This window comes from Corynebacterium sp. UBA4397 (genome assembly GCF_002390965.1).
In the GTDB taxonomy this organism is placed as follows: Bacteria; Actinomycetota; Actinomycetes; order Mycobacteriales; family Mycobacteriaceae; genus Corynebacterium; species Corynebacterium flavescens.
Genome location: NZ_DGRD01000053.1, coordinates 41,520 through 67,323, shown reverse-complemented (window position 1 = coordinate 67,323; position 25,804 = coordinate 41,520). Strand labels below are relative to the sequence as shown.

Here is a 25,804-nt window from a genome sequence, read left to right as displayed (position 1 = left end):
ACTCGGCTACGAGGTCAACACCTCGGCCGAGTTGTGCGAAGTACTCCTGCAAGCCCATGACCGTCACGCTAAGGCACAGCCACCCAGCACAACAATCCTCAACCGCGCCCAGTAAGGAAACTGTGGATAACCCACCAGCGCCGGACGCAGTAATCCACAGACACGCCGCCTTACCAGAATTCCATAGTGCGGTAGCACGGCCATCCGGCCTATCCTGAATGATCGGGCTCAAGCGGAGGACAACTGACCAACAAAATCACTGCACTCTACAACCGGAAGAACTACTGAACCCGCGATAGGGCACGTAGGGTGGGCGGCATGGAGACTTTTCGCAAAAGAGTTCAAGAAAGCGATCAAGCCGGGGCGGAGGCGGCCGGACTCTCCTGGCTGGCCGAGGCCTGCCCGCAGGCCGTCGTGGACGTGGTGTCCTATGGTGATGACTTCATTGAAACGCAGCGCGTGCGTGAGGTTCCCCCGACCGCGCAGGCGGCCTTTGCTTTCGGTCGCAACCTGCGGCGCATTCATGATTCCGGCGCCCCCGCCTTCGGCAGTCCTCCGGCGGGCTGGGAAGGCAAGAACTACATCGGGCGCGTGAGCCAGGAGTGCACTCCAACCGATGATTGGGGTCAGTTCTACGCGGAGCAGCGCGTGCTGCCCTTCGCTGAGGCAGCTGGGCTGCGACCTGGTCAGCTCGATACCGTCAAGCGCGCCTGCGCCGCCATCGAAAAAGCCACATGGGACATTGCTCCCGCGCGCCTGCACGGGGATCTCTGGGCCGGAAATCTTCTTTTTAGTGCCAGCGGCGGGGTAGTCATTGACCCGGCCGCGCATGGCGGGCATCCGCACACAGATCTGGCCATGCTGGCGTTGTTCGGGGCGCCCTATCTGGAGGAGATCTTCCGCGGCTACGGCACCCCGCGCGATATCGAGCGCTGGATTCCGCTGCACCAGCTTCACCCCTTGGCGGTGCATTCGCTGACTCACGGCACTGCCTATCACTGCCCGCTCGAACGGGCAGCCGGGCTCACCCTAGAACTACTCGAGGCCTAAGCCGCTGCTTGCCTATGTCGAGGCTCTAGGTAGTGGCTGGCCCGCTGGGCATGACTCGCTTGTGCGCGCCCTTCTTCCACAGGAACTCGATGCGCTCACGCGCGGCCTCGGGAACGTCCTTGCCCTCGAGGTAGTCATCGATGTGGGCATAGGTAACACCCAGCGCCTCCTCATCGGGCAGCTGCGGCTTATTGTCTTCTAGGTCTGCCGTGGGGACCTTCTTCCACGTGGAATCCGGCGCTCCCAAGTGGCGCAGTAGCTGCGCGCCCTGGCGCTTGTTGAGTCCTTCTAGCGGAAGGAGATCTGCTGCGCCATCTCCCCATTTGGTGAAGAATCCGGCGAGGTTCTCCGCAGCGTGATCGGTGCCGATGACCAGTGCGCCGACCTCGCCAGCCAGGGCGTACTGGGCTGTCATGCGCAGGCGTGCCTTGATATTGCCGCGGTTAAGATCACCGAGTCCGGGGCTCTCGAGGCTGCCGGCAACCTCGGTTTCTATGGCCCGGGTGGCGGTGGCGATGTTGATGGTGGGGCGATGCGTGGGCTGGATAAACTCGAGCGAAATCTGCGCATCAGCCTCATCTGCCTGGACGCCATAGGGTAGGCGGACCGCCCAGAACTCCGCGCCTGCAACGCGCGCGACGGCGAGCTGCGCTAAGCGCCCAGCCAGCGTGGAGTCTTGACCTCCGGAAATGCCGAGCACGTAGCCCTTGGCGCCAGTACGGCGCAGATAATCGGCTAAGAACTCGACTCGAGCTTCTACTTCTGTTTCTGGATCGATAAAGGGCTTAACACCCAGGACTTTTATGATCTCTTCTTGCAGTGTGCGTGGAGTAGTCGACATGACGTTCATGGTAGCTGCCTGCCACAATGACTGTTTGTGAATAGCCAAACTTATGTCAAGGTCGTGGCCGGCATAGCAGCCCTCGGTGGACTGCTATTTGGCTACGACACAGGTGTTATATCCGGCGCCTTATTGTTTATCACCCCGGAATTTAATATGACCGCCCACCAGGAAGGCTGGGTCACCTCGATGCTCCTGGTCGGCGCGATGCTCGGCGCGCTGGTGGCAGGCCGGGTGGCAGATCGCTACGGGCGGCGGACAACCCTTATCCTCGGTGGCCTCATATTCGTCGCCGGGTCCATCTGGTGTGCTCTGGCCGGAACTATCGGCAGCTTGGCGCTTGCGCGGGCTTTCCTGGGAGTGGCAGTCGGTGGCGTTTCTATTGTTTCACCGATGTATATCTCCGAGATCGTGCCAGCCGCCGTGCGCGGGCGCATGGTCTCACTCAATACCTTGATGATCGTCGTGGGACAGCTGATGGCTTATCTGGTCAACTCTGCTCTGGCCACGAGTGCCAACTGGGAACTCATGCTGGGTCTAGCTGCCGTGCCTGGACTTTTATTGGCGGTGGGCATGTTCTTCCTGCCAGATACGCCAATCTGGCTGGCCACTCGCGGGCACGGGGAGAAAGCGCGGGCCATCGCTACCCGCGCCGGGATGCATGTTGAGGAATTAGCCTCGGCAAATGCCGCTCGCCGGGCAGGGCGCTCGGAGTGGTTTAGCCTTAGGCGCTTCCGGTGGATGCAGGTAACAGTACTGCTGGCCATGCTCATGGGACTTACCCAGCAGATTACCGGGGTCAACGCCATCATCTACTTCGCCCCGACGATGATGAATAAGGTGGGCATATCTACGGAGAACTCCGTCTATACCTCAATAGTCATCGGGTTAGCCTCTGTGGTCGCCTGCATCATCGGTCTCAAGGTCATCGATCGCATTGGTCGCAAGCGCCTTTTGCTTATAGGTCTCAGCGGCAATGTCATCTCGTTGCTTATTCTCTCCGTGGCTTATTCGCAGGCGGATGGCTCGACCACGATGGCTATGATTTCGCTCGTGTTTATGGCGTTGTTTATCGCCTTCCAACAGGCTGCGGTTTCTCCAGCGACGTGGTTGCTTATCTCGGAACTAGTTCCTTCGCAGGTGCGAGGCCTGGGCATGGGCATTGCCGGGCTCTCCCTCTGGCTGACCAACTGGGCCGTGGCTCAATATTTCTTGCCGCTGGTGGAATGGCTTTCTGGTTCGGTGGCTTTCCTAGTCTTTGCCTGCCTCGGGCTCGTTGCCGTGGGCTATACGCGCGTCCTTATTCCGGAAACAATGGGGCGCAGCCTTGAGCAAGTCAGTGAGGAAATGGAGCGGCGTTACGCCAAGGTTTCCTAGTTTTGGTTCTTTCGTGCACGTGGGGTATTATTTTCGATCGTGTCATGGTCGGGTTTATGCCCGGCTTTGCTTTAACTATTCAACCGCATTTAGATTGCGCATAACGAAAGGAGCGCCCGATGAAGGTCCGCAAGTCGCTTCGGTCGCTGAAGAAGAAGCCGGGCGCCCAGGTTATTCGCCGCCACGGTAAGGTCTTCGTGATCAACAAGAAGGATCCGCGTTTCAAGGCTCGCCAAGGCTAGTCTCGAACACTTAAACCTCCGGCCCTTAAACCACCATTTTCCTCGCGGAAGATGGAAAGAGTTAAGGGCCGGAGGTTTTTCCTGTCTCGGGCACTTCGCTCACTCACGCCCGCCGTACGGGTGAGCGCGGCAGGCATAAGGCGAATGGGGCTAGTGGATCAGAAGCGGAACATCTCTCGCAGGCGCTTGACGACGTCGGGATTGGCCTGGACCAGCCAGGACACAAGGCCCACGGCGCTGGCAATGCCGACCGCTGCGCCCACGATGCCAGCTAGCGCGCCCCCGAAGGAAGAAGCGCCGGAACTACCAGGGATTTTATCGTCTCCGCCTGGCTTATCTCCTATCTGGAAGGTTTGAGTGGGCGAGTAGCTGGTACCACCGTAGGGATCCTCGGAGCGGACATACCAGCTATGGCGTCCCGCGGAGAGCTTTTTCCAGGTGGTACTGCCGAACTCACCGGAAGCCACGTCGGCCTGGGTACCGATGACCTCATCGCTGAGGAAGTCAACTCCCAAGGCATCGGTCTTTAGGGTGCGTTTGGTCTCCGGGATAATGCCCAGCTGCTCATAGGACACGTCGAATTGCTGGTAGAGATTCGGATTATCAGCAGGACCGAGGAGGGAGGGTTCCTCGGAGTTGTAGTCATCCAGCGAAGGAGAATAGGTACGCACCATCATCTTCTTGGCTTCGTTATCGAAGTGCATCATGCGCAGGTAGCCCTGGCCGCCCTCGGGTAGGGCCTGATAGTCGAAGAGCATCGCGGTGACGGTGCGGTCCCCCGTGCCATCGCCGTTGTCATCGAAGTCATAGGTCTTGGTGAAGGCGTCGTGATAATGGCCGGACATGACCATGCGAACGTTGGGGTTCTTTGCCACGACCTCGTCGAGAATGCGCTGCGGAATGGGGCCGAGTCCGCCGGTGGTGAGCATGAACTCGTGCAGATTGATGATGGCGACGCGCTCGGGGTGCTGGGCCAAGACCTTATTCATCCACGCGACTTCCTCGTCTCCTGCGGCCCAGCTCATGGCGACGTTGATGAAGTCCACGCCACCGGCTGAGAAGAGGTCGTAGTGGGCGCGGTTGTCTTGGTAGCTCTCTGCATACCACGGCTTATCCTCGTAGCGCTGCGCGCCGAAGTACTTGCTGTACTGGGTGAAGTCATCTTCCTTGTGCCCCACATCGTGGTTTCCGGCGAGCACCGAGTAGGGCAGACCAGCCTCATCGAGGCGGGCGGACTCGGGGTCGGCGGGCCGCCACCGGGGCGNNCCTGGGGATCGGCGCCCTGCCACTGGGCCGGTTCATGGGCGTTGTCTACGATATCGCCGGTGTGGAAGAGGAACTTAATACTCTTATTCTCCCGCTGATCTAGGACATAGTCGTGGATCTTGCTCTGATGCTTGTGGAAGGCAGGCGTGGCATTGTAGTACTGGGTGTCCGATTCCCAAGCGAGGGTGAAATCGTAGTCGGAGCGTGGGACGTCCTCTGGGTTGGCTACCGGGGCCGCAGAGTCGCGCGAGGACTTGTCCTTCTCGGCGAAACCTTCGGAGTGTTGGACGAGCAACGTGGCCTTGCCATCAGTGACGAAGTCAGCGGCTTTGATCATCCCCTGGAGTTCAAAAGATTCTTCCGCTGCTCCGGTGAGGTGCCGGGTGATTTCTTGCCAGCCGCTGCCATCCGCACGCAGTGCATAAAGGATGATTTGGGCGCGACTATCGGCCGCTCCCTGCCAGTTGACGCGCAGCTGTGTCCCCTCGGAGACCTCGCTCGGCGCGTCGACCTCGAAGAGCTGATAAGGCAGGGTGGAGTCGGAGGAAGTCTCGGTTGCCAGGCCATCGGCGGTGGAAAGCTCTTTCACCTGTTCTTTAGTAAGCGCTTGAGCTGCAGCGCGGTCTGCCGCGGAGGCGGCCGCATCCTCGGTCTCACCGGAGGACATGCGCACGGAGCCATCCCCTGGCTGCGGCCGGATTGCCTTGAGGAAGGTCATGTTGACCTTGTCCCCGCTGGGATCTTGAGATTTTGCCTTGAGCTCCACGTCCCCCGCCTGGACAGTGGATCCATCGGCGGGCGAGTAGTCGCCGCTGGTGGGGTTTTCTTCCGGGGTGCTGAAGTTGATGGTCTTTTCGGTGCGGTTGCCCACCTTATCTTCGGCACGGACAACGAGGCTGTGTTCGCCCGCCGACAGATCCAGGGATCCGGTGCTCAGAGGGAGGGTGACGCGTTCGCCATCCAACAGGGCCTCGACGGAATCCACGCCGGAGCCAGAATCAGTCGCGGCGGCGTTGATCTCGACCCTGCCGCGCAATTCCTCGCCCTCGGTGACTCCGGTGATGTCGAGCTGCGGGCCTTGATTGTCCACGCGCACGGTGCGCTCGAGCGTATTTTCCCCGTCGGTGACGGCGACGGTGTGGTCGCCTTCGGCGATGGCGGTGGTATCCCAGGCATGGGCCACGCCGGTATAAGCATCTGCGGGGATGGTGAATGTCGCATCGAAGAAGTCCAGTTTGCCCTCGCTATCGCCCATCCGCATCCAAGCAGAGGGGTCGTCGACGCCTGCGGGGTACAAGGTGCGCCCATCGGGCAGGACGAGGCGGAGGTTACGAATCTCGAAGTCGTCGTTGTTCTCATTCTCGTCGATCTTCGGGGCGGCCTTGGTACCGGCGTAGACGCTCACCGTGACGGAGCCGTCTTCGTTGATATGGTACAGCGGAACGGCGGTGGAAACGGTCTCTACCTCGGAGTAGGTTCCCTCGTCGAAGATGAGAAGCTCCTCATCGCCGGCTAAGATTCCGTTGCGGAAGAAGACATCGGTCTGGGTGACTTCCATGGCGAAGGTGGGCGCGGCAGCCAGGCTCTTAGCCGCCTCGACTGGGCTACCGTCGATGGACAGGCGCGCCGGCTTGTCTATGGACTCAGAAGCGCCGATGATGTCGGTGGTGCCGTTGACCCACGCGCCATCTTGTAGGTTCAGGGACAGTGGTCCCTGCTGTGCGCCCTTTACGTCAACGCGGCGGGTCTCGCTGGTGGTCTTGTTGCTGCCATCGGAGGCGGTGAAGCGGTACTCGTACCACTTCTTACCCGTGATGTCGGCCGCGGGAAGATCCCAGGCAAAGTCCTCGCCAGCGGCTGCGAGGTTGATGGCGCGGAAGTCCTCGTCCACGTTTGATTTAACTTCGAGGGTGACGGTCTTGGCCTGGAGATTATCGCGCACGGCGGCCGTGAAGGAGAATGTTCCCGCCGGATCGATTTCGGACTTGGTCTTGTCCTCGATTGCTGGGGCCTCGGTATCAGTTGGCAGCGAACCTGGCGTCTCGGGATGCTGCGCGGGGTGTGTCTCACCGGGCGTGGGGGTGGAGGAACCGAGGAGTTTTTGCAGGCCGGCATCGGAATCTGTGGACACATATTGCAGGCCCTTGTCGGCCTGGACATCGCTCGCACCGCGCAAATTATAGTAGGCACGATTAATCGCATGACCGGTATTGGTCTGGATCTGGATCCCGCGGGCGGAGCCGTTGGCCATGCCGCCGGAGTGAATGATGGCGAGTTGCTCTGCATTCAGGGTGGTGCCGAAGTTCTCGTTGAAGTCCTTGATTTCCAGCTCGTCATTTGGACCATTCTTAATCCAGAAGACCATCGATTTGCCGGCGGGGATGACGATATCTCTCTTTTCGGAGGGCCATAGCGCGGAGTTGGTGTTGGAGTTTTCGTCCGTGGGGTAGAGATAATTGAGCGTGTAGTCGGAGAAGTTGATATCGGCATCGGTCGTGTTGGTGACCTCGATGAACTCGAAGCCATCGGATCCTCCCACGTTCTTCGAATCGGGCAGGATCTCGCTAATTACCAAGGGGGCAGCCTCCTGGGGGGAGGTGACGCCCTCGAAGAGAGAATCATCTGGCTGTGTCGGCTCGCCAGGCACGTCATGCGGCTGCAGCTGGTCCTCGCTGACTTCACCCGGAGTGGGGGTGGTCTTGGTGCGCAGTGGGGTAGTGCCGGAGGCAGTGGAGGGGGATACTGCGAACTCTATGGCGGAATCGCGGCCCACGCTGCCCTTGGGATAAAAGGACCAGCCCACGACGGCGCCCTGCTCAAGGACGCGGATGCCGCGATCGCCACCGTTTGCTAGGCCGGATTGCCCGGAGGCGCGCGCGACTTGGACCTGCTCGGGAAGCGTGTGATGGGCGCGGAAGTCATCGACGGAGTATTGGGAGGTATCGACGGTGTCCGAGGAGTAGTTGAGCCAGACGACGACGCTTTCTCCTGGCGCCACGCTTAACTCCTCGTCCAAGCTCAGCGGGACGTCTTTCTCGGTATCCGGGGAGTCGGTATAGGAGTAGGAAAAGCTGTAGCCTTCCTTCCCCAAGGTCACCTCTGCGTCGGAGTTGTTATAGACCTCGAAGTACTCGAAGTTATCGTCTCCTGCATTGTCGGCGAGGATCTCCGTAACGATGAGCTTGTTGGCGGCGGGTGCGGCTTCGGTGCTAGGGCTTAAACGCGGATGTGCAGCACTGGGCTGGGCGGCGGCTACGGCGCCACTGCTAAGGGCGCAGGTGGCTGCGACTGCAATGGCCAAGCGAAGGCCATGCTTATGAAAATTCACTGGTGCTCCTTGAGAGAAAGTGGAGAGATATCGAAAAGGCGATTGGGCCGAGGGTGACTTTAGGTAGCATCTTTGAACTGCGGACGGATGGGAGGTGAACGCTGGGTCAACTCCGAGGAACATCTCGGGGCGGAAGATGAATTCCAGTCTTCCCCGTGCCGGGCCACCAAACCTACCCAATTGTGATTTGTGCCATAGTTAGGTGGCGTCGTCTAGCGAAAGTGCAGGAAGGCTTCGGGCGAGGCGGTGGCGCCCGCCGGGGCCCGGTGCAATATGTGGGCGGATGAAAATCCCATCCTGGGAATATCACGCGTGTAACTACTACATGTTGTGCTGGTTGCGATAAGAGGGCACAAAGTATAGTGTCGTGGGTACCGCTCACGGAGATGAAGAACTCCCGTTGGGCCTCTATTTTTTAAATAAATCCATCCGCATCGTCCGCCGCCCATCCGCAGGTCCTCGGGCCCCTCGTCGAAGGAATGAAGAATGTCTATCACCCTGTACACTAAGCCAGCTTGCGTCCAGTGCAACGCCACCAAGAAGGCTCTTGACCGCGCCGGTCTGGAGTACACCACCGTAGACGTCACCCTCGACGAAGAAGCGCGAGACTACGTCATGGCGCTCGGATACGTACAAGCCCCAGTGGTCTACGTCGATGGTGAGCACTGGTCCGGATTCCGCCCCGAGCGCATCAAGGCACTCGCGAGCACCTCCGTTGCCGCCTCGGCCTAGGGGCTCGAAGCCATGCTCGTCGTGTATTTCTCCTCCGCGACGGAAAACACGCACCGTTTCGTGCACAAACTTGACCTTCCTTCCGCGCGCATCCCGCTTCACCGCGCAGATCCGCAGCTCGTGGTCGACGAGCCCTATGTTCTCGTGTGTCCCACTTATGGTGGAGGGGCGTCGATAAGCCACGACAACTCGCGGCCGGTACCGAAACAAGTCATAAGATTCCTCAATAACGAGCACAACCGCGGCCTCATCCGCGCGGTAATTTCCGGGGGAAATAGCAACTTTGGGGCGGACTTCGGCAAGGCGGGGGACGTCATCGCCGCGAAATGTGGGGTGCCTTATGTCTATCGCTTCGAGCTCTTAGGCACGGATGAAGACGTTCACACTTGCCGCACAGGGCTGATAGAAAACGCAGCAGCATTGGGCCTAGCGCTCGCCGCCTGAGAAGGCGAGACGAGCGGGTAGGCTCGATTAGTTTTATAGGGTTAATTAACACAGAAAGGCTTCCTCAGCCGTGACTATTCAAATGGGTAAGACCGTAGCCGAGCCGGTAAAGGCGGCAGAACAGCTCGATTATCATGCGCTCAATGCCCTGCTCAATCTTTATGACGAGAATGGCAATATCCAGTTCGACAAGGACCGCGAAGCGGCTAACCAGTTCTTCCTGCAGCACGTCAACCAAAACACCGTCTACTTCCACGACTTGGAAGAAAAGATCGACTACCTGATCACCAACCAGTACTACGATCCGGCAGTAATCGCGCAATATGACTTCGCCTTCATCAAGTCCCTGTTCAAGCGTTCTTATTCTTTCAAGTTCCGCTTCAAGTCCTTCCTGGGCGCGTTCAAGTACTACACCTCTTATACGCTCAAGACCTTCGACGGCCGTCGCTACTTGGAGCGCTTCGAGGATCGCGTCTCCATGACCGCGCTCTTCTTGGCAGGTGGTGATGAGACCATTGCCGAGCACTTGGTTGATGAGATTATGACCGGGCGCTTCCAGCCGGCCACGCCTACCTTCCTCAACGCGGGCAAGGCGCAGCGCGGCGAGCTGGTTTCCTGCTTCCTCCTGCGTATCGAGGACAACATGGAGTCCATCGGGCGCTCCATCAACTCCGCCCTGCAGCTTTCCAAGCGCGGCGGCGGAGTGGCCCTGCTGCTGACGAATATCCGCGAGGCCGGCGCCCCCATCAAGCACATTGAGAACCAGTCCTCCGGCATCATTCCCGTGATGAAGCTGCTCGAGGATTCCTTCTCCTATGCCAACCAGCTCGGCGCACGCCAGGGCGCGGGTGCGGTCTATCTCAATGCCCACCACCCAGACATCTTGAGCTTCCTCGACACCAAGCGCGAGAACGCGGATGAGAAGATTCGCATCAAGACGCTGTCGCTCGGCGTTGTCATCCCTGACATCACCTTCGATCTTGCCAAGCGTAACGAGGACATGTACCTCTTCTCGCCTTATGACGTCGAGCGCGTCTATGGCAAGCCCTTCGCGGACATTTCCGTGAGCGAGCACTACGAAGAGATGGTGGAAGATCCTCGCATCACGAAGAAGAAGATCAACGCGCGCCACTTCTTCCAGACCTTGGCGGAGATTCAGTTCGAGTCCGGTTATCCCTACATCATGTACGAGGACACGGTAAACCAGGCCAACCCGGTCAAGACCGGCTGGATCAACATGTCCAACCTGTGCTCGGAGATCCTCCAGGTCAACTCGGCCTCTGAGTTCGCCGATGACTTAAGCTACAAGAAGATGGGGGAGGATATCTCCTGCAACTTGGGCTCGCTCAACATCGCCGCCACCATGGATTCGCCTGACTTCGCCCTGACAGTGGAAACCGCCATCCGCGGATTGACCGCGGTTGCGGATAAGACTGCCATCGATTCGGTTCCTTCGGTTCGCAAGGGCAACGATGACTCCCACGCCATCGGCCTTGGTCAGATGAACCTGCACGGCTACCTTGGACGCGAGCACATTGAATATGGCTCGGAGGAAGGGCTGGACTTTACCAACGCCTACTTCGCTGCGGTGCTTTATGCTGCCTTGCGGGCTTCCAACCGGATCGCCCGCGAGCGCGGCGAGTATTTTACCGAGTTCCCGCAGTCTGAATACGCCTCCGGCGAATTCTTTGACCGTTACGATCCCGCTGAGTTCGCCCCGCAGACGGACAAGGTCAAGGAGCTCTTCGCCGCTTCCTCCATTCACACCCCCTCCGCCGAGGATTGGTCGGCGCTGAAGGCGGACGTGGCCAACTACGGGCTCTACAACCGCAACCTGCAGGCCGTGCCACCAACGGGCTCGATCTCCTATATCAACAACTCCACCTCCTCGATTCACCCGATCGCCTCCAAGATCGAGATCCGCAAGGAGGGCAAGATCGGCCGCGTGTACTACCCGGCTCCGCATATGAACAACGAGAACCTTGAGTACTTCAAGGATGCCTATGAGGTGGGCTATGAGAAGATCATCGATACCTACGCCGTGGCCACCAAGTACGTCGATCAGGGACTCTCGCTGACGCTGTTCTTCAAGGACACCGCCACCACCCGCGACATCAACCGCGCTCAGATCTACGCTTGGCGCAAGGGAATCAAGACCCTCTACTACATCCGCCTGCGCCAGATGGCACTGGAAGGCACCGAGGTCGAGGGCTGCGTTTCCTGCATGCTCTAACGCTGCTAGTTCGGTGCGCCCAGCTCTTTTGTAGTGTTGGTGCGCGCCGTATCTAGAATTTCCCGCGCTAGCGTCTCGGCCTCGTCGGGACGCGAGTCGCAGATCGCGCGTGCGAGGTCTAGATGTAATTCTGCCGTGCCGCCAAGGGGGTCGCGCTTGGCGGAGCCAAAGACAGACTTGCCCTTGAGCAAGGATAAAAGTGAAGGGGCCAAGGCCGCGAACATCTCGTTGCCCGAGGCGTGCAGCACCATCGTGTGGAAACGCAGGTCTGCGGCCAACTCCTCCCCGGTCCGCGGTGATGGCGTGTTTTCCAGTTCATGGAGCTTGCGCGCTAGCGCCAAGATTTCACGGCGCTCTTCAACCGGCGCACTAGTGGCTGCTAGACGCGCCGCCATTGGCTCAATGGAAAGACGCAGTTGGTTGAGCGAGCTAACTTGCTCCTGCCGCGTTTTCTCATTGCTCAGGCGCCAGGAAATGATGGCGTGATCAAAGACCGACCATTCCTGCATGGGCAGCACTGTGATGCCCACCCTGCGTGAGGATGAAACCAAGCCGAGTTGCTCCAGCGCCCGCATGGCCTCACGCGCCACGGTGCGCGAGACATTGAAACGCTCGGAGAGACTCTGCAAGGTAAAAGTCGACCCGGGGACAATGGCGCCGCTAACAATGTCTGATCCAACACAGTCGAGGACGCTATTGAGCAGCGGCAGGGAGTGGTCCGTTGAAGTAGTCAAGGCTTATGGCCTCCAGTAGGGGATAGGGTAGAGGGTTGGGGAAGCTGAAAGCGGAGTAGCAACGAGTTAGGGGGTGAAGCTACAACGCTTAAAGCTTTAGAGATTGGAACAACGATATAAGTCTCTCTAAAATACCTTGCTTCCTGCAGCAAATCAGCGAAATGTGCAACATTTGTATCACCTTTGCATTGCTTTCTCGTTCAAGTACTGCGAATTGCTGCTTTGGCAGGTCAAGCTAATAGTTCCCGCCAGTGCGGAGGTTGAGTAGGCTGGGGTGCTGAACTAAGTTCTGTAATCTACCTCGATCTACTAGAGAGCAAGTGAGGGAATAACGCGTGTCTCACGACTACGACTCATATGTAAAAGACCACGAAAAGCCGGTTAAAGCCATTAACTGGAACACCATCCCCGATGAAAAAGACCTCGAGGTGTGGGAGCGGTTGACGGGTAACTTCTGGCTTCCTGAGAAGGTTCCAGTATCCAATGACATCCCCAGCTGGAAGACCTTGACGGAGAAAGAAAAAGAGACCACCATGCGGGTCTTCACGGGTCTGACGTTGCTGGACACCATCCAGGGCACCGTGGGTGCGGTCTCCCTGCTTCCCGATGCCGCCACGCTGCACGAGGAGGCCGTCTACACCAACATTGCGTTTATGGAGTCCGTCCACGCGAAGTCTTACTCCAATATCTTCATGACTTTGGCCTCCACCACCGTCATCAACGATGCCTTCCGTTGGTCGGAGGAGAACGCGAACCTGCAGCGCAAGGCCAAGATTGTCCTGTCCTACTACGAGGGCGAGGATCCTTTGAAGAAGAAGGCTGCTTCCACTCTGCTGGAGTCTTTCCTCTTCTACTCCGGCTTCTACCTGCCGATGTACTTCTCCTCGCGCGCGAAGCTGACCAACACTGCGGACATCATTCGCCTCATCATCCGTGACGAGGCTGTGCACGGCTACTACATCGGCTACAAGTTCCAGCAGGGTTACAAGAAACTCAGCGCCGAAGAGCAGGCGGAGCTCAAGGAGTACACCTTCGATCTCCTCTACGATCTCTACGACAACGAGATCTCCTACACCGAGGACCTCTATGATGACTTGGGCTGGACCGAGGACGTCAAGCGTTTCCTGCGTTATAACGCCAATAAGGCGCTCAATAACCTGGGATTCGAGGGCCTGTTCCCAGTGGATGAGACCCGCGTTTCGCCTGCCATCTTGTCCTCCCTTTCGCCCAACGCCGACGAGAACCACGATTTCTTCTCCGGCTCGGGTTCCTCCTATGTAATCGGCAAGGCCGAGGACACCACGGACGACGACTGGGACTTCTAAAGAGGGCGCGATAGCCGCTTATCTGCTGTTAAGGTGTCTGGCATGCCGCCTATAGCCAGTACCATTCAATCTGTTCCCGCCTCTGGCATCCGGAGGATCTTCGAGCTCGCAGCGGGAATGGAGGATGTAATCCCGCTTAGCGTCGGGGAGCCAGGCCTTGCGGTCTCGCAGGAGATTCGCGCTGCAGGGGCACGCGCTTGGCGGGAGGACCCGATAAACTACACGCCCAATAGCGGGCTGCCCGCACTGCGCAGTGCCATTCGGGGGAAGCTGGCACTGCATAATGGATACGCCGTGGAGGAGGAGCAGATCCACGTCACGGCGGGTGGCGCGCAGGCGTTGCACATGGCGATGACCTTCACGTTGAGTGCCGGCGATGAAATCCTGATTCCGGATCCGGGCTATGCCACCTTCGCCATGGCTCCGCGCTTGCTCGGGGCAGTTCCGGTGCCCTATGAGCTGCGCCAGGAGCGAGGGTTTCTGCCGGATGTGGCCGAACTAGAAAAGCTAGTGGGGCCGCGCACCCGCGTGCTGCTGGTCAATTCGCCTTCGAATCCTCTCGGCGTGATCTTCCCGGAGGAGACCGTGCGTGAGTTGGTGGGCTTCGCCGCGCGCCATGACCTGTGGATCATTAGTGACGAGGTCTATGAATACCTCACTTTTGAACCCGGCTTCACCAGCTTTGCCGCAGTAGACACCGAGGATCGGGTATTCAGTATCTATTCTTTTTCTAAGACCTATGGCCTTACCGGTGCACGGATTGGTTACCTGGTCACGCCACCCGGCCTCAGTGAGAGATTCCGCGCGGCCCAAGAAGCAATCGTCAGCTGTGTGAGCGCGCCGGGTCAAGCGGCTGCCCTAGCTGCGATCGGCGGGGATGGATCCGATATTGCTGCTGCTCGCACACATTATGCGGGCAACATTCAGGCTGCCTGTGAGCTGCTCGATTCGAAGGGAGTTTCTTATCAGCGTCCCGCAGGTGCCCTGTACCTGTGGATCGACGTTTCTTATGCCAGCGGAGGAGACGTGGCCGCCTGGGCAGAGAAGTTCCTCCTCGAGTGCAAGGTCGCTCTGGCGCCAGGCGTGGCTTTCGGGGCCGCGGGGGAAGGCTGGGTCCGAGTGTGTATTGCTGGGGAGCGCGAAGAACTGCTGCAGGGCCTGAGCAGACTGCCCTCCTCGCAGCGCATTCAAGGAGAGGACTAGAAGGGATCAATCTATTGGTTGATTCATACCGGGGGAGAAGAACAGCTCGTTTTTGAGCTCGAACTGTCCAAAAATTGTGGCCTATCCCACTTCTTAATGTGGGGGAGTGTGGACAGGCTAGATTCTGCGGCGCTACGTGCTGGGGCTATGTGACGCATGTGGCGCCTAGCGGTGGGGGTGAGTGCGCGGAGGAGTATGGCCGCAAGCTGGATAATTGATAGTGAATTCCCCTAATATAGTTCGAGTAAACCTAGGTGTCATTCGGCCTCGCCGAGTGGCACTTGTAAATCAGGAGGATTTAAATGACCGCTGTGGCGCCACGGTTGGACGATTACGTCCCACCAACACGTCCGGAGCCGACCGGCAGTTCCAAGACCGGTTCCAAGGCTTGGGTATTTCTAACCACCACCGACCACAAGCAGCTGGGCATCATGTACTTGATCATGTCCTTCAGCTTCTTCTTCCTTGGTGGCTTCATGGCACTGCTCATCCGCGCTGAGCTTTTCAGCCCGGGCCTGCAGTTCCTTTCCAACGAGCAATTCAACCAGCTGTTCACCATGCACGGCACCGTGATGTTGCTTCTCTTTGCAACGCCGGTTGTCTGGGGTTTTGCCAACTACATTCTGCCGCTGCAAATCGGTGCACCTGACGTGGCTTTCCCGCGTTTGAACGCATTTGGTTTCTGGATCACTCTGACCGGCGGCATCGTGATGCTGCTCGGCTTCGCCACCCCGGGTGGCGCTGCTGACTTCGGTTGGACTATGTACATGCCTTTGGCTGACTCCGTCCACACTCCGGGCATCGGCGCGGATATGTGGATTGTCGGTGTGGGCGCAACCGGCGTTGGTACCATTTCCTCCGCCATCAACATGCTCACCACCATCTTGACTCTTCGCGCACCGGGTATGACCATGTTCCGTCTGCCGGTATTCACCTGGTGTATCTTCACCGCTTCCGCACTGGCACTGATGATCTTCCCGCTCCTGACCGCTGCGGCGCTGGGCGTGCTCTATGACCGCAAGCTCGGCGGCCATATCTTTGACTCCGCCAACGGTGGCGCCATCCTGTGGCAGCACCTGTTCTGGTTCTTCGGCCACCCCGAGGTCTACGTCCTGGCACTTCCGTTCTTCGGCGTTATCTCCGAGGTCATCCCGGTCTTCGCCCGCAAGCCTGTCTTCGGCTATGTTGGCTTGGTCTTCGCGGTTCTCGCCATCGGCGCCCTGTCCATGGCCGTCTGGGCTCACCACATGTTCGTCACCGGCGCGGTGCTGCTCCCATTCTTCTCCTTCATGACGTTCTTGATTGCGGTTCCTACCGGCGTTAAGTTCTTCAACTGGGTCGGCACCATGTGGAAGGGGCACATCACCTGGGATACTCCGATGATTTGGGCTCTGGGCTTCATGGCTACCTTCCTCTTCGGTGGTATGACCGGCGTTATGCTTGCCTCCCCGGCGCTGGACTTCCAGCTCGCGGAGTCCTACTTCCTCATCGCGCACTTCCACTACACCTTGTTCGGCACCGTTGTATTCTCCGCTTTCGCGGGCCTGTACTTCTGGTTCCCCAAGATGACCGGACGCATGCTCGACGAGCGCCTGGGCAAGATTCACTTCTGGCTGACCTTCGTTGGCTTCCACGGCACCTTCTTGGTCCAGCACTGGGTCGGCAACATGGGTATGCCGCGTCGCTACGCTGACTACCTCGAGACCGATGGTTTCACCGTATTCAACCAGATCTCCACCATCTTCTCCTTCGTCTTGGGCGCTTCCGTTATCCCGCTGGTATGGAACGTGTTCAAGTCTTGGCGCTACGGCGAGATCGTCACCGTTGATGACCCTTGGGGCTACGGCAACTCCCTCGAGTGGGCAACTTCTTGCCCGCCGCCGCGTCACAACTTCGTCTCACTGCCGCGTATCCGCTCCGAGCGCCCCGCGTTCGAGCTGCACTACCCGCACATGGTTCAGCGCATGCGCGCGGAGGCTCACGTTGGCCACCAAGGCGTCGATCACCGCAGCGATGTTCACCAGTCGGTACCTCCTACCGAGCCGGTATCCGCTAAGTAGCGTGACCGTTATTCAACACTCCTGACAGGCCGCCTTCTCCAGAGATTCTTCTCCGGGGACGGCGGCTTTTGTGATCCGTGGTCTGAGACATTGGCGGACATAGCCAGCCATGGCAGCACAATGGCTAGATGCGATGTGTGCTTCGGCTGCGTGCGGTGGAATAATGTCCTGCGTGGATACTCTCAACGAATCTTTTGCAGTTATCACCGCCTCGGGACCAGACAAGCCCGGGGTCTCTGCCGCATTCTTTCGCGTCTTAGCCTCCTACAACATTGAGCTGGTTGATGTGGAGCAGGCCATTTTTTCTGGACGCATCTCCTTGGCTGCCTACGCTCACATCGATGCCGCCCGCGTTGAAGATATTGAACGCGGGCTGAAGAACACTCTCAGCATCTACGGGCAGTCCATCACCATCACGGTGGAGGAGGGCGCACGCGGCTCGCGTCCGCGCTCCACCCATGTCCTCGTCGTGCTGGGGTCGAGGGTTACGGCGCACGACGTCTCCTCTCTGGCGCAGACTCTGGCCAACTTCAACGCCAACATCGACCGCATTCGCGGCCTTTCCTCCAAGCCGCTGACCGGCATTGAATTCTTTGTCACCTTGGAGGGAAGCGAGGACACCGTGCGCGCTGCGCTCACGCAGCTTTCGGGCGAGCTGGGAATCGACATTGCTATAGAGCGTGCCGGCCTGCAACGCCGTTCCAAGCGCCTCATCTGCTTTGATTGCGACTCGACACTGATTACCGGTGAGGTCATCGAGATGCTTGCGGCGCATGCAGGCAAGGAGGCCGAGGTCGCCGCCGTCACGGAGCGCGCCATGCGCGGAGAGCTCGATTTCGAGGAGTCCCTGCGCGAGCGCGTGGCTACCTTGGCCGGGCTGCCCGAGTCCGTCATCGCTAAGACCGCAGCAGGCATTGAGTTGACCCCGGGCGTGCGCACGACGATTCGCACTCTCAAGCGCATGGGGTACCGGGTTGCGGTGGTCTCCGGCGGCTTCATTCAGGTCCTCGAGGGCCTGGCTCGGGAGCTCGACCTTGATTATGTTCGGGCCAACACGTTGGAGATCGAGGACGGCAAGCTTACCGGCCGAGTCGTTGGCAAGGTCGTGGACCGCAAGGCCAAGGAGGAGTTCCTCCGAGAGTTCGCCGCGGATTCCGGTTTGCAGATGAGCCAGACCGTCGCGGTGGGAGACGGCGCCAATGATATCGACATGATTGCGGCTGCGGGACTCGGCATTGCTTTCAACGCCAAGCCGGCGTTGCGTGAGGTGGCGGATGCTTCCGTCAACCACCCATATATGGATGAGGTGCTGCAGCTCCTGGGGATCCCTTCCGAGGAGATCGTTGTTGACTAACTTCGAGGTTGCACACGCGCGCCTTGTGGCCGCGGCGACCGGGCGGGATTGGCACGAGGATCCAGAGGATCCCGCACGCCCAGAGACGGTGCAGGCGATGCAGATCGTCTTGAACCTACCCAAGCAGGAGCCGCCTTCGCGCACGGTGGCGCTCGAGGCGGCGGCGCGCGCCGTGGTCTCGGTGTGTCTCGATGATCGCGCCGGCGAGGAGGGCGCTTTCTCGCAGGCGCTTGCGCACTGGTATGGCCACCGCATTCGCAAGATCGCGCGGCGGGCCCGTAACAAGGCCTGGCGCGATGTGCAGGCCCTGCCAGGGGTGAGCGTTGCAGACACCGCGCGAGCATTCGCGCCCTCGGCTCTGTCCGAGGTGGACGCCCAATTGTCCAAGCTGCAGATAGGCCACACGGAGCTCGCCCACGATGAGCCGGGCCCCGCGCTTGGCGATGTCCCCGTCATCTACATCGATGCCTCACTCCCGATGTCCGCTGGCAAGGCTGCGGCCCAGGTGGGTCATGGCTCGATGCTATTGGCCGGACACATGGATGTAGAGGAGGCGCGGGCTTGGGCCCAGCGCGGTTTCATGCTTTCGGTGCGCGAGGTGCCGACGGTGCAGTTTCGCCGCGCCTGTGCGCAACCGGGGGCCGTGGTGGTGCGCGATGCCGGATTTACCGAGATAGCCCCGGATTCCGCGACGGTCTGCGCCCTTCGTCGCCCGCTAGAGGGTTTGATTTAGCTCGCTATGCGGCGGCAACTCAACGTGGGAGTAAACCGCTAGATCGTCGAATTTGTCGTTGAGGTATTGGGCCGCCCGCGCAATTCCCTCGAGTTCAAAGCCGGCCTTTTCGGCCACACGTCGCGAGGCGAGATTGTCTACCGCGGCGCGCAGCTCCACCCGCACGTAGCCTTCGGCGTGCGCCCATGCGGTGACGGTGCGCAACGCTTGAGTTGTCATCCCGCCGCCGCGGGCCCAGGGCGCGCAGTGGTAGCCTATGTCCCCGGCCAAGCTGCCGTGTGGACGAAATTCGATGACTCCGCAGAACTTATCGTTGCCGTCGACCATGGCCCAGGCGAGGTGGTCGAGGCCGATGAAATCGATGGCCATTTCCCGGGTATATGGATGAGGGATGGTGGTGAAGCGCTGGGTGAGGGGGTCGGTGCAGGCGGTGTGGAGCAAGTCGACGTCGTCAAGCGCGAGGGGGCGCAGGCCAGCTAGAACGGGAATGTTCATCGGGTTTCCACCAATCTTTTTAGGGCGCTTTTAACCACCTGAGGATCGGTGGTCTGCCACATGGGTGGCATGGAGGCCTTGAGGAATCCACCATAGCGTTTGGTGATGAGCCGGTTGTCGAGGACTGCAACGACCCCGCGATCCTCGACCGAGCGCAACAGGCGTCCCGCACCTTGGGCCAGCAGGAGCGCGGCGTGGGTGGCGGAGACCTCCATGAAGCCGTTGCGGCCTGCTGCCTGTGCAGCCTCGGTGCGTGCCTGCATGAGTGGGTTATCCGGGCGAGGGAAGGGGATGCGGTCGATAAGAACCAGGGAACAGGCGGGTCCTGGCACGTCGACCCCCTGCCACAGGGTGAGGGTGCCAAAGAGGCAGGAGTTCTCGTTCTTGCTGAAGCGATCCACCAATGCGCCGATGGAGTCCTCGCCCTGGACAAAGATCTCGAAGGGGATCTGCCCGCGTAGTTCCTCGGCGGCTTGTTGGGCCGCGCGACGGGAGGAAAATAGCCCCAGGGTGCGTCCCCCCGCAGCCATGATGAGCTCTTTGATCTCTTGTAACGTGGCGGGCGCTATCCCATCGCGTCCGGGGTTGGGCAGGTGCTTGGCCACATAGAGGATTCCCTTCTTGGCGGGATCGAAGGGGGTGCCTGCGTCGAGGGAATCCCAGGTGCCCTTGGGCATGCCCCACTGGGCGGCCATGGCGTCGAAGCGCCCACCTAGTGCCAGGGTGGCGGAGGTGAGAACCACGGTTTGCTCGCCGAAGAGCTTGTCATGCAGCATCCCGGCGATGAAGAGTGGGGCGACGGCTAAGGTATCCGTCATGGAGCGCTCGTCTCGTTCCATCCACACCACATCCTCGTGGGCCGAGGGATTGTCGGTGGCGAAGACATCGAGGATGCGCACGACTGCCTCGGACATGGTGGCCAGGTGATTGGCCAGGTTCTGGCGCTCGGCGAAGGTCTCAGGTTCGTTGGCCTGCTCGCCCTCGGGAGCGCGGGCGATGGCGTCTTTGCATTCGCGCAGGGTATCTCCCACGGCGGTGAGCTGCTGCTTGGCGTTATCGGGCAGATCTACCCAGCGCCCCGGTTCGAATTCGCCCAAGAGCATGGCAAACTCGTCTGCTAGTTGGGACAGGCGCTGATCTTTTCCTTCCGCTCCCAAGGACTTGGCGCGATTGGAGGCCATCTTGAGCGCGCGTCCGGTGATTTCCGCTGTCGATACCGAAGTGATGCGTCCGTCGAGCTCGTGGGCCTCGTCGACGATGACGACGTCGTGCTCGGGCAGGATGTTGATGTCGGAAATGGCGTCGATAGCCAGCAAGGCGTGGTTGGTCACCACGATGTTGACGTCGGCAGCCTTACGGCGCGCAGCCTCGGCGAAGCAATCCTCGCCGTGCGGGCAGCGGCTAGCCCCCAGGCATTCTGCGGAGGTCACTGATACCTGGCGCCAGGCCAGATCGGGCACGCCCGGATCGAGATCATCGCGGTCGCCGCTTTCGGTTTCCTGCGCCCAAGAATAGACGCGCTGCATGTGGCGCCCCATGCGCGATACTTCGGCCTCGTCGATGAGGGCGTCATCACCTCCCAGGGCCTCACCCTGGGCGACTTTATTAAGGCACAGGTAGTTGGAGCGGCCCTTCATGATGGCGAAGGTCGGCGGGGTCTCCAGCACGGATTGGAGGGCCTCTACCAGGCGCGGGAGGTCGCGTTCGACCAGCTGGCGCTGTAGTGCCAGGGTCGCGGTGGAAACAATGACCGTGTGGCCGGTCTCCTGGGCATGGGCAATGGCGGGGACTAGGTATGCCAGCGACTTTCCGGTGCCAGTTCCTGCCTGTACCGCTAAATGGCGCTCTTTATGGAGCGCGGCGGTCACGGCATCTGCCATGGCCACCTGGCCTTCGCGCCGGGTGCCGCCGAGGGAGGCGACGGCGGCGTCGAGAAGCTCGGTGGTGGATAGGTTTTGGGGCTGGTCACTCACCCGAATCAGTCTAGCTTTTCGCCTCGAGTCGAGGGCGAGCTGGGGTGATGACCTGCCTGACGCTGCTTATTCCTTTCTAGTCCTATAGTCGGTGCGTTCTATGGTCGGTGCGTTGCCACGCTGAAAAACTCGGGGCGACGGGAAGGGTCCTTGCTTAGAGCCAATGTGGCAGCCAACCGGCCGAAGTAAGGCGCAAACTTCATGCCGGTGCCTGACATGCCCACAGCCATGGTCAGGGACTGTTCTGGCAGGACATCGATGATTGCGTGGCCATCTTCGGTGAATCCATCGTGGTGCATGCTCAGGCGCGCCACATCGGGGAAGAAATCTGGGATTACCTCTGCGACGCGCTGGGAGAAGGCATTGAGGGCTGGTTCGCGCACGGTGGACGGAACCTGATCCGGGTGGTCCACGGTGTCGACGAAGAACGCGTTGGTGGAGAACTTAACCGTGTATCCGTCGATGCTCGGGGCGCCGTAGATGTGAAAGCTGGAGCCATCGGGCTGAGGCTTGTCGTAGAGGAAAATGGGAAGGTTCTCGGGGCTAAATAGCTCCGGTGTGCGTGGCATGAACCACGTTAAAGGAATCGGCTTTACGCGCACCACATCCTTGGCCTCGGGGATAAGTTCGCCGGCCCATGAGCCAAGGGTGAGGATTAGATTGTGAGCCAGAACTGAGCCGCGACTGGTGCGCAAGACCGCCCCACCATCTGCCAGCCGGTCGATGCCGAGAACTTTGGTATGGGTCCATAGTTTTGCGCCGTTGTCCAGCGCCAGCTCGGTTGCGGAGGCGACCGCGACCTCTGGACGGATGCCGCCGCCTTGAGGATCGTAGATTCCAATGTCCTGCTTCGCCACTTCGAATTGCGGAAAGCGCTCGCGCAGCTCTTCGGAATCGAGGTAGCTATGGTCGAGGTCGAATTCCTCGATGACCTTTTGAGTAGACATCATGGTTTGGTAGTCGCTGGGGCCGATGCTAAGCGCGCCGATCGGCAAGAATACGTCTCGGCCGGACTTCTCGTTGAGGTCTAGCCAGAGTTCCCGAGCGCGTTGGGCGAATTCTATGAAGTCCCCGCCCTCTTTGAGCGCCACCCTAAACAGGCGGGACTCGCCGCTATAGCTACCGCGGGTGTGGAGCCGACCGAATTGCTCGATGCCTAGAATCGAGGTACCTTCCGGCGCCAGCTCGCTAAGCTGCCACAGCGCCATCGAGCCCATGGTGCCAACGCCCACCACGGCGAAGTCAACTTCTGCTACATAGTCGATGGGATTGTGATTGCCTGACTTATTGACTGTCATGTTTGGTACTCCTTAAACGAGCTCGGGGGTTTCCCAGAGGTTTACGGTGGTGCCAATGCCCAGCTCGCGGGCCTTGTCATAGATGTGGGAAGCCCAGGCAACGTCTTCGACGGGCATGCCGCCAACGGAGAATACGAAGACTTCTTCCTCACTAGTTCGTCCCGGGACGTCGCCGGAGATGATTTGCGAGATATCGGCGACCGATCCGGGGGAGATCTCGCCGTCGCGCTCCATCTCAAGGAACTTGTTGCCGATAATACCCACCTGTTCAAAGGCTGCGGGGGCGTATTCTTCCAGCCATGCTTCGTAGAGGCCGCGGTTGTCTAGGACCATGCGCACTTTGCCAGACTTGAGATACTCGTTGTCGAGATTGGCACAGCCAGGGAAAGTCAGCAGAGTGCCAGGTGAAATCCATTCCGGGGCGATCATGGGGTAGTTCTCGACACCGGCGGAAGACGTGGTGCACACGCTAACGACATCGCTGCCTTGTACTGCTTCCTCGATGGTATCGACCACCGTGATGGTGGTGAACTGACTAAGCGTGGCCTTTGTCCAGGATATGAAGTCGTCGAGGGACTTTTTCCACGGCCCTTGATCTTCAAGGTATTTAGGCTGGGGCGAGCTGCGGCGAAACCTGCTAGCGCAGTCTTTCCCATAACCCCGGGGCCGATGATTCCGGCGACCTGTGCATCCTCTTTGGCCAAAAAGCGGGCGGCGACTCCGCTGACGGCTCCGGTGCGGTAGGCAGAAAGCAGGTTTGCGCTCATGATCGCTAATGGGGCACCGGTGGTGGCGTCGTTGAGGATGAAAGTGTGGATGGAACGTGGCAGGCCGTGCTCGCGATTGGCTACGTTGGAGCCGTACCACTTGACTCCGGCGCGATTAAAGCTGCCGCCTAGGTAGGCTGGCATGGCCATAAAGCGGCGGTCGGTGCCATCGAGCGGCATATTCGGGTGGGGAGAACTCTCCGGAAAGCTGACCATCGCGCCATGGGAATTGTTATTTTGTCCGGCCATGCGGTAGTCGTCGACGCCGAGGCAAGAAAAAACCTCCTCCATGGTATCGACGCAGGCGTTCATGTCCTTTACTCCCGCGGCAATCATCTCGGGTTCGCTGAGGAAAAGGGTATCGATGCGGGTGTCGATTTGAGTTCCGATGTGAGGATCGACGTGGGGATCGATGCGGTTATCGATTTGGGTATCGACGGTTGGATGTGACATTTTCAGCCTCGTTCCATGGGTGGTAGTGAGATTGTGGTTCATCGAGTCCTCGTTTGGGTTAAAGATGCCGTGCGAGGGAGGTCGCTGTGATCCAAAAATTAGCCGTTCCTATTGAACTATAGAAAATGGGGGTAATTCATTTTATCTCTCCTGGGTGGAATTAAAACCTATCCTGACCAGTTAGTTAATTTCTATAGTATGACAAAAAATGGGGGTAAACCCTAGCTTAACTATTGGTCTATAGAAAAACGGGGTTAGCATTACGTGCATCGCTCACCGCGATATCGCGCGCCAATTACGGTCGAACTGTTGCCGCAGTCTTGCCTCATTCGCCATGGTCGGCGAGCGAGAACATCACAACTAGGGTGCACCAATGCACTTGGGTTTCAGGTGAATTCTCACCCAGAAAGGATGTGGCATATGTCCCTCACATTACTTACTCCTCCGCCTACTGCTACAGCCCCAACTTCTGACCTGAAATCAGGGTCCCTTGGAGTAGCTTCCATTGTCTTTATGGTGATTGCCGCTGCAGCCCCTCTGACTGTGATTGGAGGTGCACTGCCGATCGGCATCCTCAGCGGAAACGGAGCCGGTTACCCGGCTATGTATGCGGTATGCGCGGCAATCCTGCTCATCTTCTCCGTCGGTCTGACCACCATGGCACGAAGGATTTCCGAGCCCGGCGCGTTCTTTTCCTATGTAGAGTCTGCTACCAATCGCAAGTGGGGAATCGGAACAGCCTTTCTAGCAATCCTTACCTACACCGCGGTGCAGTTCGCCGTTTATGCTTTCCTCGGCGCGCAGCTATCTCTGGTGCTTGCTGGCATGGGCATCACCATTGCGTGGTGGATTCCTACGCTGGCTGTAGTCCTTATCGTCGGCCTACTGGGATATCGCGATATCGAACTATCCTCTAAGGCACTCGGCGTGGCTTTAGTGGCAGAAATCCTCATCACCCTCATCATGGTTGCGGGCATTATTATCAAGGGCGGCTCCGATGGCTTAAGCGCCACGTCTTTCACCCCTGAGGCATTTATGTCGGGAACTCCCGGGGTAGGCCTCATGCTGGCCTTCGCGGGCTTTATCGGCTTCGAGTCCACCACGGTATTTCGCAACGAGGCCAAGGACCCCGAACGCACCATCCCGCGCGCTACCTATATCGCGATCATGGTCATCGGCATCTTTTATACGCTCTCCGGATGGGCAATCGTGGAAGCCTGGGGCGCGGATGGCATCGTAGCTGCAGCGGCAGAGAACCCGGAGGAAATGGTCATTATGACTGCCGTGCGCTACGTCGGCCCCTGGGCGGGGTTGGCCGTGCAGGTCTTGTTGCTCACCAGCTTGTTCGCCGCAGCGCTATCCTTCCATAATGTGCTGACACGTTATCAGCACGCCGTGGCTAAGAAGGGCTGTCTACCAGCGGGGATTGCTCGCGTGCACGCCAAGTATAGGTCTCCGCACATCTCTTCTTTGGTACAGTCTGCCACCATCGCAGTATTGACATTGGTATGCGCTATCGCAGGCCTAGACCCAGTCCTAGAGGCGTTTACCTGGTTCAGCGGGCTGGCAACGTTCGCGATTGTCATCTTGATGATGATGGTTGACGTGGCAATTATCATCTATTTCCGCACCCACCCAGCGGGCAAGGACAACCTTTTCAAGCGCGTCATTGCGCCGTGGGCTAGCCTGGTTGGGCTCGGCATTGCCTGCTTTTTTATCACGACAAACCTCGTTAGCCTCGTCGGCGGCGACGTGGTCGTAGCTTGGGTCTTAGGACTCTCGGCTCCGTTGAGCGTGGCCGTGGGCTGGCTGTGCGCCGCCTTGACCCAGGATCCTTCCAAGTCGGCCTTGCTCACTTCCGCCGAGGTGAAAGAGTCAGTTTAATTCTCGGCTTAA

Annotated in this window: 20 protein-coding genes and 1 pseudogene; 12 read left to right on the top strand and 9 right to left on the bottom strand. The window is 59.3% G+C overall.

What is annotated here, in order from left to right; genetic code table 11:
- The first annotated feature begins 318 nt into the window (after window positions 1-318).
- Window positions 319-1,050, top strand: coding sequence for a fructosamine kinase family protein (locus B2696_RS11090; protein WP_286955432.1), 732 nt, complete (start codon window positions 319-321; stop codon window positions 1,048-1,050).
- A gap of 25 nt (window positions 1,051-1,075) precedes the next feature.
- On the opposite strand, the gene nadE is transcribed toward B2696_RS11090, so the two are convergent.
- Window positions 1,076-1,900, bottom strand: coding sequence for an ammonia-dependent NAD(+) synthetase (gene nadE / locus B2696_RS11085; protein WP_286955430.1), 825 nt, complete (start codon window positions 1,898-1,900; stop codon window positions 1,076-1,078).
- Between the two features lie 27 nt (window positions 1,901-1,927).
- Between nadE and B2696_RS11080 the strand changes: the two genes are divergently transcribed.
- Together B2696_RS11080 and ykgO are read left to right on the top strand one after the other, a co-directional pair.
- Window positions 1,928-3,268 carry a sugar porter family MFS transporter gene (locus B2696_RS11080; protein ID WP_276622960.1) on the top strand — a complete coding sequence of 447 codons (1,341 nt, stop codon included), beginning with the start codon at window positions 1,928-1,930 and terminating at the stop codon, window positions 3,266-3,268.
- 119 nt (window positions 3,269-3,387) lie between these two features.
- Window positions 3,388-3,510 (top strand): type B 50S ribosomal protein L36, encoded by a 123-nt coding sequence (gene ykgO, locus B2696_RS11075; RefSeq protein ID WP_003847162.1) that lies wholly within the window; start codon window positions 3,388-3,390, stop codon window positions 3,508-3,510.
- Window positions 3,511-3,668: 158 nt separating this feature from the next.
- Here the strand turns inward: ykgO and B2696_RS11070 are convergent, their stop codons facing one another.
- Entirely contained in the window at window positions 3,669-4,688 is a 1,020-nt protein-coding gene (locus B2696_RS11070) for a hypothetical protein (protein ID WP_286955429.1), read from the bottom strand.
- Window positions 4,689-7,129: 2,441 nt separating this feature from the next.
- A pseudogene (locus B2696_RS11065) lies at window positions 7,130-8,227 on the bottom strand (lamin tail domain-containing protein); the annotation flags it as partial.
- Window positions 8,228-8,590: 363 nt separating this feature from the next.
- Between B2696_RS11065 and nrdH the strand changes: the two are divergent.
- The 3 genes from nrdH (at window position 8,591) to nrdE (ending at window position 11,513) form a co-directional block, all read left to right on the top strand.
- Window positions 8,591-8,836, top strand: a complete 246-nt coding sequence (nrdH, locus tag B2696_RS11060) for a glutaredoxin-like protein NrdH (protein ID WP_286955428.1) — start codon at window positions 8,591-8,593, stop codon at window positions 8,834-8,836.
- Between the two features lie 12 nt (window positions 8,837-8,848).
- Window positions 8,849-9,280, top strand: coding sequence for a class Ib ribonucleoside-diphosphate reductase assembly flavoprotein NrdI (gene nrdI, locus B2696_RS11055; RefSeq protein WP_286955426.1), 432 nt, complete (start codon window positions 8,849-8,851; stop codon window positions 9,278-9,280).
- Between the two features lie 70 nt (window positions 9,281-9,350).
- Complete coding sequence (nrdE, locus tag B2696_RS11050; protein ID WP_286955424.1) at window positions 9,351-11,513, top strand: class 1b ribonucleoside-diphosphate reductase subunit alpha; 2,163 nt, start codon at window positions 9,351-9,353, stop codon at window positions 11,511-11,513.
- A 5-nt stretch (window positions 11,514-11,518) separates the two neighbouring features.
- On the opposite strand, the gene B2696_RS11045 is transcribed toward nrdE, so the two are convergent.
- A complete protein-coding gene (locus B2696_RS11045) occupies window positions 11,519-12,247 on the bottom strand; it encodes a FadR/GntR family transcriptional regulator (RefSeq protein WP_286955422.1) in 729 nt (242 codons plus the stop codon).
- 335 nt (window positions 12,248-12,582) lie between these two features.
- Between B2696_RS11045 and nrdF the strand changes: the two genes are divergently transcribed.
- The 5 genes from nrdF to B2696_RS11020 all read left to right on the top strand — a co-directional run bounded on the left by nrdF (window position 12,583) and on the right by B2696_RS11020 (window position 18,922).
- Entirely contained in the window at window positions 12,583-13,572 is a 990-nt protein-coding gene (gene nrdF / locus B2696_RS11040) for a class 1b ribonucleoside-diphosphate reductase subunit beta (RefSeq protein WP_286955420.1), read from the top strand.
- A 42-nt stretch (window positions 13,573-13,614) separates the two neighbouring features.
- Window positions 13,615-14,775, top strand: coding sequence for a pyridoxal phosphate-dependent aminotransferase (locus B2696_RS11035; RefSeq protein WP_286955418.1), 1,161 nt, complete (start codon window positions 13,615-13,617; stop codon window positions 14,773-14,775).
- 302 nt (window positions 14,776-15,077) lie between these two features.
- Window positions 15,078-16,835, top strand: coding sequence for a cytochrome c oxidase subunit I (gene ctaD, locus B2696_RS11030; RefSeq protein WP_286955417.1), 1,758 nt, complete (start codon window positions 15,078-15,080; stop codon window positions 16,833-16,835).
- Between the two features lie 163 nt (window positions 16,836-16,998).
- A complete protein-coding gene (serB, locus tag B2696_RS11025; protein WP_376778871.1) occupies window positions 16,999-18,189 on the top strand; it encodes a phosphoserine phosphatase SerB in 1,191 nt (396 codons plus the stop codon).
- A complete protein-coding gene (locus tag B2696_RS11020) occupies window positions 18,182-18,922 on the top strand; it encodes a peptidyl-tRNA hydrolase (RefSeq protein ID WP_286955414.1) in 741 nt (246 codons plus the stop codon). Before serB ends, B2696_RS11020 begins: the two co-directional genes overlap by 8 nt.
- Here the strand turns inward: B2696_RS11020 and B2696_RS11015 are convergent.
- The 5 genes from B2696_RS11015 to B2696_RS11495 all read right to left on the bottom strand — a co-directional run bounded on the left by B2696_RS11015 (window position 18,905) and on the right by B2696_RS11495 (window position 23,908).
- Complete coding sequence (locus B2696_RS11015; protein WP_286955413.1) at window positions 18,905-19,417, bottom strand: GNAT family N-acetyltransferase; 513 nt, start codon at window positions 19,415-19,417, stop codon at window positions 18,905-18,907. The two genes, B2696_RS11020 and B2696_RS11015, sit on opposite strands and share 18 nt — an antisense overlap.
- A complete protein-coding gene (locus tag B2696_RS11010) occupies window positions 19,414-21,390 on the bottom strand; it encodes an ATP-dependent DNA helicase (RefSeq protein WP_286955411.1) in 1,977 nt (658 codons plus the stop codon). Before B2696_RS11010 ends, B2696_RS11015 begins: the two co-directional genes overlap by 4 nt.
- A gap of 98 nt (window positions 21,391-21,488) precedes the next feature.
- The gene (solA, locus tag B2696_RS11005) at window positions 21,489-22,688 is read right to left on the bottom strand and encodes an N-methyl-L-tryptophan oxidase (RefSeq protein ID WP_075730435.1); all 1,200 of its coding nucleotides are present in this window, start codon (window positions 22,686-22,688) and stop codon (window positions 21,489-21,491) included.
- A gap of 12 nt (window positions 22,689-22,700) precedes the next feature.
- Window positions 22,701-23,204 carry a hypothetical protein gene (locus tag B2696_RS11500; protein WP_312955193.1) on the bottom strand — a complete coding sequence of 168 codons (504 nt, stop codon included), beginning with the start codon at window positions 23,202-23,204 and terminating at the stop codon, window positions 22,701-22,703.
- The gene (locus B2696_RS11495) at window positions 23,114-23,908 is read right to left on the bottom strand and encodes a hypothetical protein (protein WP_312955192.1); all 795 of its coding nucleotides are present in this window, start codon (window positions 23,906-23,908) and stop codon (window positions 23,114-23,116) included. Before B2696_RS11495 ends, B2696_RS11500 begins: the two co-directional genes overlap by 91 nt.
- 420 nt (window positions 23,909-24,328) lie before the next feature.
- Here B2696_RS11495 and B2696_RS10995 point away from each other — a divergent pair, with 420 nt between their 5' ends.
- On the top strand, window positions 24,329-25,792 hold the full coding sequence (locus B2696_RS10995; RefSeq protein ID WP_286955408.1) for an APC family permease: 1,464 nt from the start codon (window positions 24,329-24,331) through the stop codon (window positions 25,790-25,792).
- Window positions 25,793-25,804 lie beyond the last annotated feature (12 nt).